This window comes from Paenibacillus sp. P4_A9 (assembly GCF_056402415.1).
In genome coordinates this window covers 1-18,942 of record NZ_JBFUHL010000051.1, presented here as the reverse complement: position 1 = coordinate 18,942, position 18,942 = coordinate 1, and the positions used below count along the sequence as shown (strand labels likewise).

The 18,942-nt window shown below is 43.7% G+C and carries 11 protein-coding genes; all 11 read left to right on the top strand.

Annotated elements, in window-relative coordinates; translation table 11 throughout:
• Nucleotides 1-1,551: 1,551 nt before the first annotated feature.
• Nucleotides 1,552-3,099: a response regulator transcription factor gene (locus tag AC1DVJ_RS23825; protein ID WP_477594009.1), complete on the top strand. Its 1,548-nt coding sequence runs from the start codon at nt 1,552-1,554 to the stop codon at nt 3,097-3,099.
• A gap of 3 nt (nt 3,100-3,102) precedes the next feature.
• Nucleotides 3,103-4,812 carry a sensor histidine kinase gene (locus AC1DVJ_RS23820; protein ID WP_477594007.1) on the top strand — a complete coding sequence of 570 codons (1,710 nt, stop codon included), beginning with the start codon at nt 3,103-3,105 and terminating at the stop codon, nt 4,810-4,812.
• Between the two features lie 178 nt (nt 4,813-4,990).
• Nucleotides 4,991-5,941 carry an ABC transporter permease gene (locus AC1DVJ_RS23815; RefSeq protein WP_477594004.1) on the top strand — a complete coding sequence of 317 codons (951 nt, stop codon included), beginning with the start codon at nt 4,991-4,993 and terminating at the stop codon, nt 5,939-5,941.
• 25 nt (nt 5,942-5,966) lie between these two features.
• On the top strand, nt 5,967-6,863 hold the full coding sequence (locus tag AC1DVJ_RS23810) for a carbohydrate ABC transporter permease (RefSeq protein WP_477594002.1): 897 nt from the start codon (nt 5,967-5,969) through the stop codon (nt 6,861-6,863).
• Between the two features lie 43 nt (nt 6,864-6,906).
• Nucleotides 6,907-8,523: an extracellular solute-binding protein gene (locus tag AC1DVJ_RS23805; protein ID WP_477593999.1), complete on the top strand. Its 1,617-nt coding sequence runs from the start codon at nt 6,907-6,909 to the stop codon at nt 8,521-8,523.
• Between the two features lie 863 nt (nt 8,524-9,386).
• Nucleotides 9,387-10,352 carry an ABC transporter permease gene (locus tag AC1DVJ_RS23800; RefSeq protein ID WP_477593997.1) on the top strand — a complete coding sequence of 322 codons (966 nt, stop codon included), beginning with the start codon at nt 9,387-9,389 and terminating at the stop codon, nt 10,350-10,352.
• A gap of 24 nt (nt 10,353-10,376) precedes the next feature.
• Nucleotides 10,377-11,273, top strand: coding sequence for a carbohydrate ABC transporter permease (locus AC1DVJ_RS23795; RefSeq protein ID WP_477593995.1), 897 nt, complete (start codon nt 10,377-10,379; stop codon nt 11,271-11,273).
• Nucleotides 11,274-11,331: 58 nt separating this feature from the next.
• Complete coding sequence (locus AC1DVJ_RS23790) at nt 11,332-12,951, top strand: type 2 periplasmic-binding domain-containing protein (RefSeq protein WP_477593993.1); 1,620 nt, start codon at nt 11,332-11,334, stop codon at nt 12,949-12,951.
• Nucleotides 12,952-13,046: 95 nt separating this feature from the next.
• A complete protein-coding gene (locus tag AC1DVJ_RS23785; RefSeq protein WP_477593991.1) occupies nt 13,047-17,009 on the top strand; it encodes an FIMAH domain-containing protein in 3,963 nt (1,320 codons plus the stop codon).
• A gap of 143 nt (nt 17,010-17,152) precedes the next feature.
• Nucleotides 17,153-17,278 (top strand): hypothetical protein, encoded by a 126-nt coding sequence (locus AC1DVJ_RS23780; protein ID WP_477593989.1) that lies wholly within the window; start codon nt 17,153-17,155, stop codon nt 17,276-17,278.
• A gap of 94 nt (nt 17,279-17,372) precedes the next feature.
• A partial coding sequence (locus AC1DVJ_RS23775) for a hypothetical protein (protein ID WP_477593987.1) occupies nt 17,373-18,942 on the top strand: 1,570 nt, incomplete at its 3' end.

Genomic DNA, 18,942 nt, shown 5'->3' with positions numbered 1-18,942 from the left:
AGGCCAAGGATATGGAAAGGTAAAATCAATCTCTATTAACGATTTTCAATAGACAAGGAATGGCTATCGAAATACTCGTTCATATCCGACAAACTCCATGTTTTATCTTGTGTCTAAAAATTTGTAAGACTTTCATACAAGTTGTTCTAGACTAACTTTCGGACAACAAAGCAGTCGTGGTTTTTAAAGGAAATAATAGTAGCATAAAAGTGTCCGAAAGTATCAACTTCTAGACTTAGATAATAGCTTTAACAACTCAAAAATGCCCCTTAACATCAACATAGATCTCCCATACCATTTTGATGCATGGATTTTTAATTGGAGAACAAACATTCCCTGACATACTAGTCGAGGAACGTCAACAGCGCGCTCCATTAGTACTTTGTTAGGGCGGTTTTTCTTTTGATTAAGCTACTGTTGATATTCTCACATAAGTCACTAAAACACATTGCTCATCAAATGTCAGCACAAAGAAAAATGACCCATTAGTCACAAAGTCCGCAGGGTCGTTTCTAATTCTCTATTGAACAAATCCGTGTAACCAAACAAATGCGAAGCCATCTATGATGGTATCGCATTTGTTTTAAGCTGATCTATCTAGTTAAAAGGAATAACGGAGTCAATCTGCCAAATCTCCCATGTGTGAAATCCCACTTATTTGATTTAGATAACTTTAATCACAGTATTGACGGGTTAACAAACCGATAGACTGTCGAAGCATGTCGAACGTAAAAAAGTGTCCCAATGTTAAGGGCGCGTTTAAAAAAAATATGAATTAGTTCGTTGCTACCTCACTACACGAATTAACGTAGACTTGCTAATACCCGTCATACTGGATAGATACTTCGTTATAGGAATTATCATTCAACAGCGCCATAGCACGGTGCTCCTATTCACCTGTATAAAACGTATGTGAATAGGGAGTCGAGGTCGGATTTTCTGACTGGGATGAAAAGGATACAAGCCTGCACCCACGACAGGTGATCGAATTTCATGAAACGGACATAATCTGAGTCTATTCCGACAATTATTTATTTTTATCTCCTTATATACGTAATTGATCCTCGAATCATGCAAAAAATATATCATTTGCTAAAGCCAGATTCACTTCTATTTGGTAGGATTGATCACATCTGCCTCATTTTTTTCTTGGGTTGTCGTTTCAGGAATTGTATTCCAGGTGTTTTCTCCTACTTACGGTCTCTATGGTTTTATTTACAACATGTTTGGGTGGAAGACGCAAGTCCTCCTTATGCAGCCGGGTCCCATCATAGTCATTTTGATCGGTTCGGATATTTGGAAAGAATTTGGTTTTGCAAGTGTCATTTTTTTGCCGCAATTGTTGGAGTTAAGTTGTAAGGGGGAGGAACACCAGACCAAGATGATAAGAAAATTTGGACGAGCCTTATTCGGAACTATACCCGGCAGAATACTTATCGGAGCTCTTATTATTATGGGACCGGCTTTGGTTGAAGAGCTATTCGCTCTTAACGATCTCCTCACCAAGCCATTTAAACTTTTGGTTTTTTTGTGCGAAAGGCGGTGCGAACGATGTTGAAAATGCTCGTGGTCGACGATGATAAATTCGAGCGGGATGGAGTCAAGTTTTTAATCGAAAAGTACGGCTTGAACCTGGAAATTAGCGAAGCGAACAGCGGGGAAAGCGCACTTGCATTCATCGAAAACAATGACATTGATATATTATTTTCCGACATCCGGATGAAGGGGATGGACGGATTGCAGCTTGCGGCAAAGGTACGTGAGCTCGGCCGGCCAGTTAAAGTTATATTTATGAGCGCTTTTGGTGAGTTCGAATATGCGCAGCGGGCAATCGATTTGAAAGCGATCCGCTATATTTTGAAACCGGTTCAGGTGAATGAATTTATTAAGGTTGTGTCCCATGTCATTCAGTTGTGCGAACAGGAGCTGAATTCGAAGGCGCAGCAGGAGCGGATGGAAGAGGCGTATATTAAAGAGGTACGTTATGAGAAGCAAAAGCTGTTGACCGACCTCATTCTCGGCAAAGACGAAGTGGCGAATGAAGACAGGGAGCAATCCATGCCGATCACCGGATTCGATGGATACGGTTATGTGCGGATGCTGATGCTGGATTCGCGCTGCCGTGTTTTCGACCGGCTTGATCCCGATCTTGAACGCCAGCTTGCGGAAACGATTCGTCGAGGCTTTGATTTCATCCATTTGAATGAATTTCAAGGTTTGCTGCTCGTGGAAGCTTTTGCCGAAGAATCGCTGGAAGCTTTAACGGAGCTTGGACAGCAATTGATCCGATGGTTCCGGGTCAAGTACGGACGGGACATTTGTATTGTGGTCAGCGGTTTGGTGGACGATGTGAAACAATTGTACAAAGAATATCACGCGATGGAAACGATGCTGGAAAATAAGTTTTTTTTCGATGAAGGAACGGTGCTGCTGTCAAACCGCACATCATTTGCCATAGGTGATGTGACCGCAGCGGTCAACGATGCACTGGAAGAATTAAGGTTGAACATTCAACGAAGCCGTTTTGATGTCGTAATCTTGCGGTTCGAACAGTTGTTTGACGCGCTGCAGAACAGCGATCACTTTTCCGTCATTTACGTCAAATATGTTTGCTCAGAAATCGTCAAAGCGATATTCGACGCTGCTGCCAAAAAGAATACGGATAAATTCAAGGTGAATTTGGAAAGAATTTATAGGACAACATTGCTGAGCGAATTGCGCAGAGTGGTCCTGACGATCTTGAAAGAAAACGAATCATCCAGCGAAACCGGCGCGGAAGCGATGCCGAAAGCAATTGAAGAGCTCGTTCGTCTAATTGAAACAGAATACAATACCGATTTGTCTTTGGAATCGTTAGCTGAACGAGTCTATTTGTCGCCAAGCTATTTAAGCCATTTGTTCAAAAAGCAAATAGGGATCAGCCTTAACAAGTTCATCACATTGTACCGGATGGAAAAGGCGAAGGAGCTGCTGTGTTCGACAAACCGAAAAATCGTCGACATCGGACAAGACGTTGGTTACAGCAATTTTCCGTATTTCAGCTCATTATTTAAAAACCATTACGGCAAAACACCTTCCCAATTCAGGGAAGAGGCGTAACCGATGAAACGGGCCATATTCGGACTATTCAACCGGCTGCGCTTTAATCAAAAGTTGTTTTTGTCCTATCTGATAGTTATCATTATTCCGATTATGGTTCTTGGCGTATATGCCTACAAACAATCGAAGCAAATGCTTAATTATCAGGCTTTTCAAGGAATTGACAAAAACGTCAATACGATTTCGGAAAGCATCAACAATTCTATCGAACGGTACAACCATTCGATCCGGTCGATCGTCTTCAATAGGACATTTCAAAAAATCGTCGCGAATGATTATCTCGATCTGGTCAATCTGTCGAGCGATTTGAACAATTACTTGTCCCCTTATTTCATCATGATGATGAACCTGGACAAGGAAATTGAAAAAATAACGTTTTATACGCAAAGTAATGTGCCGGAATACGGCGATTCCGTTGTTTCCTACAAACGTGTCCAAAACGAACCGTGGTACAGTGAGGCTGTGCAAGGAAGCGAAAATCAATGGTTTTATGATAAAGGTCTGTTTGTGACAGCTAAATTCCCGAAATTTTTCGCGGAACGGTATACGAGTATAGTCTATTTGCGCATAAACGACAATAGCTTTTTCAAAAGTGTGACCGATATGTCTCAGGATTATGGTATTGTCATCGCAGATGCACAAAACCGGATCATTTACGCGAACCAAAGCGCGATTCAAACGTCAACCATCGATTCCAGTGAAATGATGAAACTGAGCGAAGGGATGGTGAAAATTGGAGCAACTGAGATGTTTCTTGTCAAAAAGATGATGCCGCAAACGAATTGGACATTGTACTGCTTCGTACCAGCCGGGCAAATGTCTCCAAACGCAGGAACAATTATTAATGCAACGCTGATTGTGATCTTGGCATGTATTGTCAGCTTGCTTGTCATTATATCGATATTTTCCAAAACGATGATCCGGCGCATCTTCAGGCTGAATGCAATGATGAAGCAGGTCGAGATGGGGGATTTGAACTTGCGGGTGCAAAGCTCGTCAAGAGATGAAATCGGCGAGCTTACGAATCGGTTCGGCAACATGCTGATCCGACTGAATAAATTGATTGAAGAATCGTTTCGCAGCAAAATTGTGCAAAAAGAAGCAGAGATGAAAGCACTTCAGTGGCAGATCAATCCTCACTTTTTGTACAACACGCTTTCATTCATCAATTGGAAGGCGCTGAGGAGCGATGCTCACGACATTAGCCATGTTGTCACATCGATGTCGAAATTTTACCGAACAGCGCTCAATCGGGGCAACAATATCATTTCCATACGTGATGAATTGGAAAATATCAAATCGTATATAGAAATTATTCAGGTTATGGGCGAATATAACTTTGACGTTGTTTATGAAATCGATGCAGCAGTTTATGAATATTCAACGATCAATCTCATCCTGCAGCCGTTGGCTGAAAACGCAATAAAACACGGCGTCAATCAAAAGACTTCTGGGCGCGGTCTGCTGCAAGTGAGCACCCGTATCGTTAATGATTCGGTCGAATTCGCCATTGAAGACAATGGTCCGGGTATGTCGCAGGAGACGGTCAATACGTTACTGATGATGCAGTCAGCCGGATACGGGCTGAACAACGTCAACGAACGGCTGCAGCTACGGTTTGGTGTCGAATACGGAATAGGAATCAAAAGTCGGATCGGCCACGGTACGGTCATGACCGTCGTTATCCCACAATACATGAATGCTTCAACGTGATACCAACGAATCAGTTACGCCATTCTTCCACCTATGTCTGCCCTCCCGGCAGGCTTTTTTTCAACTCCGTAAAAAACTGAATCATTTCAAAAATATTTGATAATTTAATTCTTTCTCGCCAGTGCTATAGTTTGTTTATCACTTCTAGAACGGTTATAGAAAGCGGGGAATGACAGCGATGAACGAAACTGTGGCGACAGTCGGTACGAAACGAACGCTGAAGCCAGAAAAAAACAAAACAATCAAGCAATACCGCGTACTTCTCATCATGATGATCCCAGCAATTATCTATTACATTATTTTCCATTATCTGCCGATGATCGGCTTGTTATTGGCATTCAAAGACTTTAAAATTACGCAGGGCATACTTGGTAGTCCTTGGGCCGGACTCCATCATTTTGATAAAATCCTCCATGATACGTATTTCTACACGGTATTGAAAAATACGATTGTCATAAGCTTATACAAGCTTGTGTTCGGGTTCCCAGTACCGATTGTTTTCGCCCTATTGCTAAGTGAAATTTCGAATGTGAAGTTTAAAAAAGTAGTGCAGACGGTTTCGTATTTGCCTCATTTTATATCGTGGGTCGTGTTGGCCGGCATTTTCTTTACGATATTTTCGCTGGACGGTCCGATCAATGCGATCGTGAAACTACTTGGCGGCGATCCGATGTTATATTTGGCGGACGACCGCTACTTTCGGACAATTCTCGTAGCTACGAGCATTTTTCAAGGGTTCGGTTGGGGTTCGATCATTTATTTTGCGGCGATATCTAACATTGACCCACAAATGTACGAAGCGGCTGTTATCGACGGGGCGGGACGGTTCAAGCGGATGATTTACATATCTATCCCAATGCTCGTTCCAATCATTGCAATTATGCTGATTTTGTCTATGTCCGGCATTCTGGATGCGGGTTTCGATCAAATATTCAATATGTACAATGCCAAAGTGTATAACGTATCCGATATTATTGACACGTATGTGTATCGCAAAGGGTTGATCGAGCTGAACTACAGCTATGCTACGGCGGTTGGGCTGTTTAAATCTGTCGTTGCTCTATTCCTGATTATTGTCGTTAACCGTATCGTTAAATGGATTGGCGGCAAGGAGCACGCAATATGGTAGTTTATCGGGTGAAGGAGCGAGAATGATGATTAATGTTAAAAAATCGATTGGAGACAAAATGTTTGACGTTCTTTTATACCTCATTTTGGCTAGCATGACGTTCTGCACATTATATCCGTTCTGGTCGCAGGTTGTTATTTCTTTGGACGGAGCAGGAGTCAACAGTACCGCTTATTCATCAGGGATCATCTTGTTTCCAACACAACTGACTTTCGATAGCTACAAGCTGGCGTTCAAATTCGATGCGTTATGGATGGGCTACTGGAATACCATTGTCAGAACAGTTGTTGGTGTCGTGTTATCCATATTTTTCACGGCGATCACCGCTTATCCGCTGGCGAAGAAAGATTTACCCTTCAACCGGACGTTTACGAGCTTTATCTTATTCACGATGCTGTTCGGCGGTGGAATGATTCCATCATATTTACTAATCAAGCAGCTGCACATGCTGAATACTATTTGGTCGCTAGTCATTCCAGGCATGATTGGTGCGTTTAATGTATTGATCATGCGAAACTTTTTCCGATCTATTCCCGATGAATTAGAGGAGTCAGCCCGGGTTGACGGGGCAGGATATCTGCGGATTTTCACCCAAATCGTCCTTCCGTTATCAAAGCCTGTTTTGGCAACGATTGCTTTATGGGTAGGAGTTGGCCATTGGAACTCTTGGTTTGACAGTATGATTTATATCTCTAATCCGGACAAACAGGTACTGCAAATTGTATTGCGCAAAATCATTATCCAAAACAATATGGCGGACATTAACAGCGTCATTCAACATATGGGCACCAAAACGGAGTTTTCCGGCAAACAGCTGCAAGCGACGGTAGTCATGTTTTCGATTATTCCGATGCTGATTGTATACCCATTTATTCAAAAGTATTTTGTCAAAGGCGTTATGATCGGCGCTATTAAAGGGTAATTCCTAATAATAGATATTTAAGAATAGAAAGGGTTGGTTCGAAATGAAGAAAAAAAGTTGGTTGGCTGGAGCCCTGTCTGTGGTTTTAATCACGAGTGTAGCAGCTGGATGCAGCAAAAACGATTCGTCCGGAGATACTGCCGAAAGCGGGGGAAAACAAAATTCCGAATCCACAGATAGCGGACAAAAGCCTAAGCCAAAAGTGAAGCTGACGTTTTGGAACCTGGATGAAAATCAAAACCCGAATTCCGTCGGCATAAATGCGCTAAAGGAAAAGTTTGGCGTCGATATCGATTTTACTTCCGCAACAAGGGAAGCAATGAAAGAAAAACTGAATCTCATGATTTCTTCAGGTGAAATTCCTGATTGGTGGAAAGAGCCATCGTTTCCGGAATACGACAAGTTCCTTCAGCAGAACGTGGCGGCAGAAATCCCGCAGAAGCTGATCGAACAAAATATGCCGAAATATATGAGCTGGTTAAAACGCTTTCTCGGAGACGATCCATTTAAATACGTTAGAAGAGATGGAAAAATCTACGGCTTGCCAGTCATCTGGGATCTAGGTATCGACGGTTTGCAGTTAGGCTTTCGGCAAGATTGGCTGAATAAAGTTGGTATTTCAAAAACGCCAGAAACGATTCAGGAAATGGAAACCGCTTTGACGAAGTTCCGAAACGACGATCCTGACGGCAACGGCAAAAAAGACACGTACGGCATTACATCTTCAGGCGACAATATCGAAAGCATGTTCAGCTCGGTGTTCGGCGCATTTGACGCTTATCCGAACATTTTCCAGGAGAAAAACGGCAAAGTCATTCGAGGCGAAATCGAACCTGGGGCGAAGCAAGCACTTGAAGTTTTGAACCGCTGGTATAAAAACGAGCTGATTGACCCTGAATTTGTTGTCAACAAGGCCAATAATGTCGAAGACAAAGTGCTTACCGACAAAATCGGCGCCATCGAATATTTTTGGTGGTTTTTCATGCCAGGCAATGCCTTCCTCGGGGGAGATCAATGGTACGATAAAATAGCCAAGAATCATCCGGGGTTCAACTTTGCGATTGTAGGCGGCATTAAAGGACCAGATGGCAAGTACGGCATGTCGCAATATAATCCGGCATATGCATCAGGAGTTATGTTTGGGAAGCAATTGGAGAAAGATCAAGACAAACTGGTCAAATATATGCAAGTTTTCGAAGCTACCCAATTCGAACCTGAAATTTATGAAAAATTGAACTTCGGCGAAAAAGATAAGCAATGGAAACTAAGCGACAAGGGAACAGTTGAATATAATGCGCCTTACACGGATGAGAAAGAACGTAAAAAAGCAGGTCTAGGCGGCTATTCGATGACCGGTTCGTTTAACGATTACGATTTCCAAACGTCGTATACTTCGGAAATAAGTCTACGCCAGCTGGCAAAGGGCACTCGTGCGAAAGGAACGAGAAACATCGATATTCTGGCGCCGTTTAATAAACCGATTTATAACGAAACGCAAGAAAAGCTGAAACAGTTTACATTGAGAACTTATATCGATTTCATTACCGGTCGCAAGTCGTTAAATGATTTCAATAACTTTGTAACTGAATGGAAGAAAATGGGTGGCGATCAAGTGCTCGAAGAAGCACAAAAAGTATACGACAAAAACTTGAAGAAATAAGATTAAGTTGAATGTCCTTTCCAAATTCGCAAGAATTAGGGGGGGCATTTTTATTATTGGCGACCTTATCATGTTATATGCAAGTGTGAGTTGTGGCTGTATAACCTTGAGTGTGCGGATGCCGTCGAGTTCAAACGACTGCGTGAGCATGTTCCAAATTTTCTAAAAGGTGTTGAAAATCAATACTTTGCAAAGGAATGACATCATGACAGGCTACAAGTACAGTGAAACAGAAGCCATGGGCCTCACAGTCGAAGATTATGAGGAACTTTTTATTACCAAATCTTTAGAGTAATTTGGCCGTCTAGAAGTATCAACTTCCAGACAAGGTAGCATTGTTTAAGAGCATTGGGGGCGGGGGTGATCATGGCATTATGCGTGACTTTGTTCGGCTCGTGCAAAGCGAAGGAGAAGTGGCAGGACTTACTGGACGGAAGGGATACAAGCATGTACCCACGACATGTGATCGAATGTCATGAAAGGATATAATCTGAGTCTGTTCCGAAAATTCTGCATTATCTCCTTTTATTCGCGTAATTCATCCTCGAATCGTGCAAAAAGTATATCATATGCTAAAGCCAGATTCACCTCTATTTGGTAGGATAGATCACATAGGTAGCTACTGTAGCTTTAATAGACTTCCAATGTGACAGCGTTTATGTTCCTTCAAGGGATAATCATTGGTTTGAGAAGGGTCTTCGGTACTTCGTTTCATACTCCGCTCCTCAGTACATTGAAAATTTGAAAAAATACGATGAGGAGCAAACGGCTACTTGAAACAATGGCAGTATGTGCAGTTTTATTATTTTAATTTCTTCGCTAAATTTAGACAAATTCAGTTATAGAAATCAGGAGGTCAGCCTATGAATCATGCTGTGTTAACAGGAACAATGGAACGAACTCAAAGCCAACCGAAAAGTAAAGTTAAACAAACACTAAGAACAATCATGAAACAAAAATATTTATTTCTCCTCATGCTGCCAGGATTGGTATACTTTATCATTTTTAAATATGGCCCGATGTACGGAATTCTACTCGCCTTTAAAGACTTTAATCCGATAGATGGGATCACAGGGAGCCCGTGGGCAGGACTCAAACATTTTAAGCCTATCTTTGAGCAAGCAAGCATAAAGCAAGTGATCTACAATACGCTGCGCATCAGCGCATTAAAGATTGTAATCGGATTTCCCTTTCCAATCCTATTCGCGCTTATGCTCAATGAGCTTATGTCGAGTAAGTTGAAACGAATCGTTCAAACGATATCCTATCTGCCGCATTTCTTGTCCTGGGTAGTCGTATCTGGAATTGTATTTCAGTTATTTTCTCCTAGCTACGGTCTCTATGGCTTTATTTACAACTTGTTTGGGTGGAAGACACAAGTGCTGCTTACGCAGCCAGGTCCCTTCATAGCGATTCTGATCGGTTCGGATATTTGGAAAGAGGTTGGTTTTGCCAGTATAATTTTTTTGGCCGCCATTGCAGGGATTAACGCCGAGTTATACGAAGTGGCCAAAATTGATGGCGCAGGCCGCTTCAAACAATTATTATACATTACGCTTCCTAGTCTTCTGCCTATCATWAGCATCATGTTCATATTGCGTCTAGGAAGTGTTTTGGATGCCGGCTTTGAACAAATTTTGAGTTTATACAATCCACTTGTTTTTGGAGTGTCTGATATCGTCGACACCTATGTGTACCGCATCGGCCTTGAAGGCTTTCAGTTTAGCTTCGCAACTGCTGTCGGGCTTTGCAAAGGGGTAGTTGCACTTATTCTAATTGTTTCAACGAACTGGATCGTGCGAAAAACTACGGATCATTCGATTTGGTAATGCGAAAGAAAGAAGGAGAATGGAATGAAATCTAAACATACATTAGCGAACAAGTCGTTTGATGTGATTAATATCACTTTGCTGTTGTTACTGTGCCTCACCATCGTTTATCCATTCTGGCAGCAAGTCATTATCTCGCTTAGCAAGCCAGATGAAGCGAGAATTATTGGGTTACATCTTTATACAATCCATCCAACGCTAGACTCGTACAAGCGAATTTTTTTCGATGGAACGATATTAAAGGCGTATTATTGGACGATTTACCGGACCATATTGGGTACTTTTTTGACAGTAGTTGTAAGCGCTATGCTTGCTTACCCACTGGCAAAGACTCAATTATGGGGGCGCAAGTTTTGGATGTGGATTGTCGTGTTTACAATGTTCTTTGGCGGGGGTCTTATACCGACCTATCTTCTAATTCGAAACCTGCATTTGTTTAATACGATTTGGGCCTTGGTTTTACCCGGTTTAGTCAGTGCGTGGAATATCATCATTCTGCGAAATTTCTTCTACTCCATACCGGAAGAACTAGAAGAAAGTGCTCGAATCGATGGAGCAAATGATTTGCTGATCTTCTTCCGTATCGTTATCCCGTTATCCGCTCCCGTCATTGCGACAGTTACGCTCTGGACGATGGTTGCTCATTGGAATTCCTGGTTTGATGCGCTGATGTATACGACTGGCGGGAAAATCAGAATACTGCAAATCGTACTTCGAGAAGTGTTGGATAATGCCAATCAAATGTCAGGTGCGGGCAGTCTAATTAACTTAAATGAGATGCAAATGCAGGGGCAGCAGTATTCGCCGGAATCCGTTAAAGCTGCGATTCTTATGGCTGTCATCGTTCCGATTGTATGCGTTTATCCGTTCCTGCAAAAATATTTTGTTAAAGGCATTATGGTTGGTGCTGTAAAAGGATAATGGTATATCGGTGTAAACCTTTATATATAATTTTTACCAAAAACAGGAGGGTTCATAAATGTCTAAAAAAACAGTAGTAGCAGCATCGCTTTCATCCTTACTCCTTGCATCTGCATTGACAGGGTGTGCCAAAGACAATTCGACTAGCTCGCCGGCAGCTTCAGCTGCAGCATCAGCAGCAGCGACACCAGCAGTAGCAAAAAAGTACGATATTAAAATGTTTGCTGGCCGCTTCACGCCGAGCCCTGATGCAGAAAACATGAAAGCGATTAACGCAAAGCTGGGTCAAAACTTAATCATTACGGGATCACCTGATGCAGACATGCTTCAAAAGTTGAATCTGCTTTATGCAGCCAATGATTTGCCAGATGTGTTTTGGAATATTACTGGAGATTCAGAACTATTGAAGAATGCATCTGCTAAGTTCACGGAAGACGATCTTAAGAAATATATGCCGAATTTGTATGCGCTTGCACTCAAGCAATATCAGGCAGCTGGTATGACAAAAGAACAAGTATTTAGTCGCTTTACGGTAGATGGCAAAATGGCGGGCTTCTTTGCTGGCCAACAATCAACTACTTATCCTTACGGGCTTGTGATCCGGAAAGATGTCCTTGATGAACTGGGTTTAAAAACTCCGCAAACCGTGGATGACTGGGAAGCTTTCCTTAAAGCCTTCAAACAAAAATATCCGAACAAGTTCCCAATCACAGCTAGGGGCAAAGATGCGATACAACAAACATTATATTTCTTACTTGCTGCATACGGTGTGAATTTCGATACTTGGCAAATGAAGGACGGCAAATTGGCCTATTCCGCTTTTATGCCCGAAATGCGTGAAGCATTGGCAACAGCAAACAAGTGGTATAAAGCAGGCTATATCAATCCGGAATTCGTAACAATGGACAACGCTGCTCTAAATAATGAATGGATTAATGGGAATACGGTTGTTTATCAATATGCAGCTTTAGCCAACAAAATAGCGGCGCCGTTCGATCCAGGTTCCATTTGGGAACAAACAACCACGAAAAACCCACAGGCTAAAATGGAATGGATTCCGTTCCCGAAAGCCAAGCCCAATGCGAAGCCAGCTCTTGGAACCTATGAACTTATTTTGAATCAACCTATGATATTCGGCAAGCAATTAGAGAAAGACCCGGATAAATTGCATGCCGTTATGGGCGCTGTAGATAAGCTCAGAACAGATGCAGATATTCAAATGATGGTATCCCGAGGAACTCTAGGAAAAACGTATGATATGGTTGATGGTCTGCCTGTCATCAAGAAGGAAATGAATAATGCTGATACTTTTGTAAAAGAAGCTTTCAACATGGGCATGCCGGGTGGGGAGAATTGGGACTTTTCGAAGACAATTAATGCGAAGAGTTACATCGACAATTTAAAGAAATACGCCGAAGATGCGTCGGGACTCTATTCGAGAACGAACAACGATTGGAATTTCACGAAAGTCAATGGTCCTTTGAAAACGCCGTCTGGCGAAGATTTGACTCCTAAAGTGAATACGAAGTTGGCAGAGTTCAAACAAATGTTCGCAACAGTAATAATCGGAACCAAATCATTGGAAGACTTTGACAAATATATTGAACAGTATAAGAAAGAACTCGGAAATGACATGACGGAAGCGGCAAACCGTTTGTATTTGAAGCAATGGCAATAATGATTTAGATTTGCATTGTAACATACAGGAAATGGTTTTTTCATCTCCTGTATGTTCCTTTTTTTATAAGGGAATTGATGAAGGAGTGATGATTGATGAAATTGTTAAACAGCGGATGGAAAAGCAGATTAAGCAAGTTGATGATTGCCTCTCTAATGATTTTGCCTGTCTTTGTTGTAGCGCCACAAGCATCAATCGTAAAAGCAGCAGGAAATACGTATTATGTCGACACGAATGGAAGCGATACCAACGACGGCACCTCTCTCTCAACGCCGTTCAAATCCATACAGCAGGCGGCATCTGTTTTAACCGCAGGCGATACCGTGTATATCCGCGGAGGTACATACCGCGAAACGGTCACCCCCGCCAATTCAGGAATCACGGGCAACAATATTACTTATCAGAATTATAATGGTGAAACTGTAGTAGTAAGCGGTAACGATCTCATTACGGGTTGGACGCAAGACAGCGGGAATATATACAAGGCGCCGATGAACTGGACCTTAGGAGCTGGCAATCAAGTGTTTGTGAATGGCGCTATGATGGACGAAGCCAGATGGCCCAATCAGACGGGCACGATGCTGAGTCCGACCCGGGCGTCAGCTGACGCGGGAACCAATGCCGCGCAAGTTATCGATGCAGCACTTCCAGGGGGAAATGATTTCTGGACAGGAGCTACAATGTGGATTGAAAGCGGTTCCGGCTGGCTCGTCCAGACGCCTACGATCACCGCATTCGACTCGGTGGCCAAAAAGCTCACCTTGGGCCCGCTGTTAGTGTCAACTGGGGTATATTCACCTGCATCCGGAGATCCTTATTATTTGTCCGGGATCAAAGCGGCCCTAGACACAGCGAGTGAATGGTGGTACGACTCTAATAATAGCCAGCTATATCTTTGGGCACCTGGCAGCGTGGATCCTTCCAGCCTTACGGTAGACGCGAAACGCCGCAGTACCTCCTTCGATCTTTCTGGCAAAGCCTATATTACGATTGACGGGATTCAAACCATAGCCTCTACGATCTTGACCGACAGTTCATCGAACCATATTACGCTCCAAAAGATCGTGGCGAAGTACTTGTCGCATAACAAGCTGAGCACCACGGCGGCAGAACAGACGAATCTTGGGTTCACACTTGATGGTAGCTACAACGTACTGCGGGACAGCGAGCTCGCCTACAGCTCTGGTAGTCTTATTACGGTAAAAGGCTCCAATAACGACGTGATTAACAACTATATACATCATGGAGGATACGTACCGTACTGGGAAGGGCTTGTAAACTTGAAGGGCGCAAACAGCTTGATCAGCCATAACACGGTGGCGGATGCGGGGCGCGTAACGATTTATTTTTCCAGCGGGATGAGCGCAAACAATATTCAGTATAACGATGTCTACAACGCTGGCTGGTTGTCGGATGACTTGGGAATGCTGTACGGACCGAATACAGATGGACAGAATACAGAAATTCATCATAACTATGTCCATGACAATAAAGCACCTGGCACGAAGCCGGGCATCTATTTGGATAACTACACGACTAATTTCATCATTCATCATAATGTCATGTGGAACAACGCTGGCTTGCAGCTAAATATTCCATCAAGCTATAATCTAGTCTATAACAATACAGTTTGGACGAATGCGATTGCCATCCAGGCAAATGCTACGGGGAATCCGTTTGCGACTGATATGTATGGAGACCGGATCTTCAACAACATTACCAAGGGGAATGACCCGGAAGTGACGGCATATGCGACATATGGCAGTAATCTGACGAGCGCTCCCGGATTTGTCAATGAAGCTGGTCGTGACTATCACTTACTGTCTACTTCGCCGGCGAAAGATGCAGGAATTGTGATACCTGGCATAACGGACGGTTATGTAGGAAGCGCACCTGATATAGGAGCGTATGAATACGGCGGCACGGATTGGACGGCCGGTCATAATTTTGCAAGCCCGCCAAATCCGAGTAATACAAGAACGTCGACGCCCTTCATGAATAAGGTTGTAAATGGTGGATTCGAGTATGGGAACTTGTCGAGCTGGGTCGCTACGGACGCCGGTAATGCAGCTGTCATTAACGATAACCACTGGGGCAAAGCGGCGAATGCGGGAATATCCAGGTCGCAACTAAATGGCTTGAAGCTCAGCGGGGGCGTAGATGGCGTCGCTCAGACGATTACAGGTCTACAGCCGAATACGAATTATGTCGTTGGAGGCTGGTTGAGAACACCGGCTGGGGAAACAGCAGCGCTTGGGGTTAAGGACTTTGGCGGCACGGAAAAGTCAACTACTTCTACCAGCTCTACCTGGACGTTTGTTAAGGTGTCTTTTAAGACGGGGGCAACGAACACGAGCGCTACAATCTACTTTAAGAAAACGTCTGCAGGTGCAGGTGAAGCATATTTCGATGATGCAGGGCTAGTGCCGGATGCAAATGCTCCTGTATATCAGTCGATCTATGAGTTCGACGGGTTCGAGAACGGATTGGGCAACTGGTCGACAGTATACGGCACACCATCGCTGAGCTCCGCTCAAACGCATTCCGGCTCCAATAGCTACCTGATCAATCAAGACCAGGATGCGATACAGCAAAGCTTTGACACTTCATACAATAAAGTCGTCTCCATGTGGTTCTACGACACAGCTACCGCAAAGACTTGGCAGATTGGCGCTTTTGTAGACGACGGTGTTAATGTCAGAGGTATCTTTGTCAATACGCCGACATCCACAACCAAATATTCAATTCGTATCGGAGGTACCTATACAGCCACCAGTGTGACCCGTACCACCGGCTGGCACGAATTTAAGTTTGATTACACATCAGGTACCAAACTCGAAATGTATATCGATGGAGTGCTCATTGCCTCACCGACTGGTGCAACGAACTTCAAGCGGATCGTACTCGGCGATTTATGGACGCCCACTACGGTAACTGGCTATTTTGATGACATCTCGATCATGGATCTTCCTGCAGCGCCGACTCAAAGCAATATCGCGGCTGAAAACGGAAAGTTAACTTTGAATTGGACCAGTGTTTCCGGAGCAACAGGATACAAAGTCAAGTATGGAACAGCCAGCGGGGTATACACGTCAACGGTTCCTGTTGGTAATGTAAGCAGCACTACAATAGAGGGACTACAAAATGGAACCACCTATTATTTCGCGATCAGCGCTTACAATTCAGCTGGAGAAAGCCCAATTTCCAATGAAGCAATTGGAACGCCAGATGGCATTGCACCGTCAACGCAAGCAATTTTGGATGGAGCGAAGGGCTCAGGTGACTGGTTTACTACAGATGTAACTGTATCGCTTCAAYCTCAAGACGATGTTGCCGGCGTAATGTCTACTGAGTATTCATTGACCGTATTGCAAAGCGTTTACGGGCTGCAATCGACGAATGGATTCGTGSCGTATACCTCTCCGCTTCTGCTTAGYGATGGAATYTATGAGCTGAATTATCGGTCAACAGATCGCGCTGRAMATRTTGAAGCTTCTAAGACRATTACAGTRAATGTAGATAAGACAGCACCAAAAACGGTAATTACTGTGAATGGTAGCCCCTTAGTTGATAGGGCAGCTTTCGTAGACAGCCAATTGTTAACCTTGCTTGTTCATTCGGAGGATCAATTGTCTGGATTAGCCTTGCAAACCATTCTCATAGATGGAGTAGTAGCACCCACTGAACAAAATATGTTGAACTGGGCAGGACAACTAGGAATCCATTTAATTCAAATAGTTGCAACGGATCTGGCTGGAAATGTGAACATATTCCAACCGATTAACGTAATAGTTGCAACTGACACAGGTTCGATGCAGGAGCTGATTGAAAGATTTGTGGCAACAGGGGAAGTAACAGGATCATTGGAAGCGCAAATTACTAACCAATTCAGCCAGTCTCTTGACCAATATAGCAAAGGACACACGACTCAGGCGATAAAGCAAATGCAAGATGTTCTGAAGGTTCTTAAGAATACAAAGTCTGGCGAGATCTCAGCTTATGTAAAGCAAGTCTTGACTGCAGATGCGAATGCTATCATTTCAGCTTGGTCCAGATAACGCTGCTGCAAACACGATCAGGGGCTTAGTCCCTGATCGTACTGCTTTCATTATGTCGGCGGTACCCTTACTGTGGCCAGTGTAACGCGAACCACCACTGGCATGAGTTCAAATGGGATTATACTTCAGAGACTAAACTAGATATGTACATCGAAGGGGTGCTCATCGCTTCTCCGACAGGTGTTACGAACTTCAATCGCGTTGTAATTGGTGATTTGTGGACCGGTAATACGAATACATCATATTTCGATGACATCACCATTCAATAAGTAATAGCAAAGCGGAATACAATAGTTTGGGAAGGACCAGGGCCCTCCTGCGCCATATAAATGTAAGCCATAAAGTAGGAGAGAAGGAGAAGCTATGCTGAATCAATTGACATTTCGACAGCTTAAGAATGCTTTAGAGGAGACGCAGCACTTACCACGTTCCTTATTTGCAGAAACAAAGTCTCCGGAACGGTGGAGGAAGGCAAGAGAGGATAGCAAGTATGCTGATTATTGGACGAAACTGGAAGAGAAAGCAGCCCAATTAATCCAAGAGCCTGCTCGATCTCCGCAATTCTCTGAATTTACTTTATTTGGCGATACGGGAAATGTGAATATATTCGGGTCCAAGTTCAGTCAGCTGTTTGCCGGAATCCATACGTTCAGCCTGCTTGCCATGACGGAAGATAAAGCAGAATGGATGACAGGTCTGAACAATACGATATGGAGCGTTTGTAATGAATATACGTGGGTACTGCCTGAACATGTGGGGTTATATCATAATGATTATCCTAATGGTATCTGGGATCAGCCAGTTCCGCCACGTGAAACCGTGGACCTATTTGCGGCGTACAGCGCATGTCATTTGGCAGAAGCTGTCAGCTTGCATGGAGATCGCTTACATCCATGGGTCGTTCATCGCGTGAAGGAGGAGATAGAACGACGTATCTTTCAAGTCTATTTCCATAGTCCACTTCCGCAAAACTGGGAGCTGAAGACAAACAATTGGCCTGCCGTGTGCGCATCCAGTATTGGAGCGGCTGCCATTTATCTAGTTGAAGACAGGGAGAAGCTGGCCGGAATGCTATGGCGTGTGATTGGCGTGATTCGCAATTACTTCTCGGGCTTTGACGAGCAAGGAGCCACACCGGAAGGACCTGCTTACTGGCAATTTGGCTTCTCTTGGTTTGTGTATTTCGCTGAATTATTAAAGGAGCTTACGCACGGTAGAATTTCGCTTCTCTCTGATGAGAAGGTGAAATACATCGCGCAGTTCCCTCAATTCTGCATGTTGTCCGGCGGCAAAGTTGTCAATTTCTCGGATTCGTGGGATAGTGTTCAATTCAATCCCGGTCTTATTCATCGTCTGCAGCAATATGAGCCTTCACTCCGTCTGCCTGATGAAGAATATCGGATCGCCCCGGGCTTTACGAATTGGGTGGATGCCGCAAGGCTTATGCTCTGGTCGCCAGATTCATACCCAGCGGAACAAGCAGAAGATCAAGCAGGTGTAGAAGAACAGATTTTCACTGGTAATCAGTGGGCCATTTCGAAAGTAAGGGGACAGGGCGGACGCATGACCGCATTTGCAGCCAAAGGCGGTTACAACGAAGAGCCGCATAACCATAACGATTTGGGCCATTTTATTTTACATGTTGATGGTGAGAATGTGCTGGCAGATATCGGTATCGGGGTATATACCAAACAATATTTTCAACCTCAATATCGGTATGAACTGATAAACGCTGGCTCTCATGGACATTCTGTTCCCATAGTAAACGGGTGTAAACAGGGCTTTGGCAAACAGTATCGTTCTGAAATTCTTTTTAGCCAAATCACTGAGGATGAAGTCCAATTTGGGTTGGATTTAACAAAAGCATATGAGTGTGATTCACTGGAGCTGCTTACTAGAGAGTTTATATGGAGACGTCCAGAGAACGAGAATC